The organism is Rossellomorea vietnamensis NBRC 101237, assembly GCF_001591825.1.
Lineage (GTDB): Bacteria > Bacillota > Bacilli > Bacillales > Bacillaceae_B > Rossellomorea > Rossellomorea vietnamensis.
The window spans coordinates 1-1346 of sequence record NZ_BCVQ01000105.1 but is presented as its reverse complement, the minus strand read 5'-3'; the positions used below and the strand labels follow the sequence as shown (position 1 = coordinate 1346).

Genomic DNA, 1346 nt, shown 5'->3' with positions numbered 1-1346 from the left:
GATTAAGTCCATATAATTGTGTAAAAAGAAAGAGTCATTTTATTCCTTCTTGTCAACACTGTTTTCAACGACGATAAACAATGAGAAGAGGAATAAAGATGACTCAATTACAGTTTAACCTAGATTTGGATTCTTTAAAAGAAGCAGTAATAAATTCTAACATCGAAACGGTGGTTCGCTCAGCCATCGTCCTTGTATTAAATGAATACATGGAAAGGGAGAGAGACCAGTACCTACAAGCAGCTTCCTACGAACGATCTACTGATCGTTTAGATTATCGTAACGGATACTATGAGCGTGATTTCACGATGAGTGTTGGGAAGATCAAATTGAAGGTACCACGTACCCGTAATGGAGATTTTTCTCCTTCCATATTTGAAAAGTACTCACGTTGTGATCAAGCTTTTGTTCTTTCGATGCTTGAAATGGTGATCAATGGTGTTTCTACCCGTAAGGTTACTCATATTGTGGAACAGCTTTGTGGTGAAACAGTTTCAAAATCATTCGTTTCTTCCCTGACTCAAAAATTAGATCCTATCATTAATGATTGGGCTAAGAGACCTCTGAACGGAACTTATTTTCCATTTATATTTGTAGATGCCATGTATATAAAAGTTCGCGAACACCATCGTGTCGTTTCAAAAGCCGTCTACATTGCGACAGCTCTTACTGAGAAAAATAATCGTGAGATTTTAGGATTAATGGTCGATCATGTCGAGAGCTACGAAAGTTGGAGTAGGTTCTTTCAACAGCTGAAATCGCGCGGTTTACAGTCACCTAAGCTTGTGATTTCAGATGCCCATAAGGGCCTACAAAAAGCCGTTCTCCGTGAATTTATTGGAACCAGTTGGCAGAGGTGTAATGTACATTTCAAACGAAATATTATTAACCAACTCCCTAAGAAAGATTCCAAAGAAATTAGAACGATGATTAAGCGGGTATTTGAAGCCGTCAAAATCGAAGATATGAGGAACTTTAAAGAAGAACTGATGAGTCAGTTTAGCGAGAATAAAAAATATGAAAAAGCGTTGGCCATCTTAGATGAAGGCTTTGAAGATACCATACAGTACATGGAGCACCCAGAGGAAATTCGACCACACATTCGTAGTACAAACAGTTTGGAACGCTTAAACCAAGAGGTTCGAAGAAGAGAAAAGGTCATACGGATTTTCCCTAATACGCAGTCAGCTTTTCGGTTGGTTGGAGCAGTATTATTTCATTACCAAGAGAACAATTATTCAAAAAGAAAATTCTTTTAAAAGCCCTAAGCATTTTTGAATGAAACTTCCCATTCGAATGGTGTCATAGCCAGGGCAGGCTGTCAAAGTGAGGAGCCTTTGACAGCC

Annotated in this window: 1 protein-coding gene; it reads left to right on the top strand. The window is 38.5% G+C overall.

The genetic code is table 11. From position 1 onward, the window contains the following. Positions 1–98: 98 nt before the first annotated feature. On the top strand, positions 99–1259 hold the full coding sequence (locus BVI01S_RS21805) for an IS256 family transposase (protein ID WP_061811543.1): 1161 nt from the start codon (positions 99–101) through the stop codon (positions 1257–1259). Positions 1260–1346 lie beyond the last annotated feature (87 nt).

What these genes read in the sequence shown, in the direction of transcription:
- BVI01S_RS21805 (WP_061811543.1), top strand. Translation starts at nt 99, where the DNA reads ATGACTCAATTACAGTTTAACCTAGATTTGGATTCTTTAAAAGAAGCA.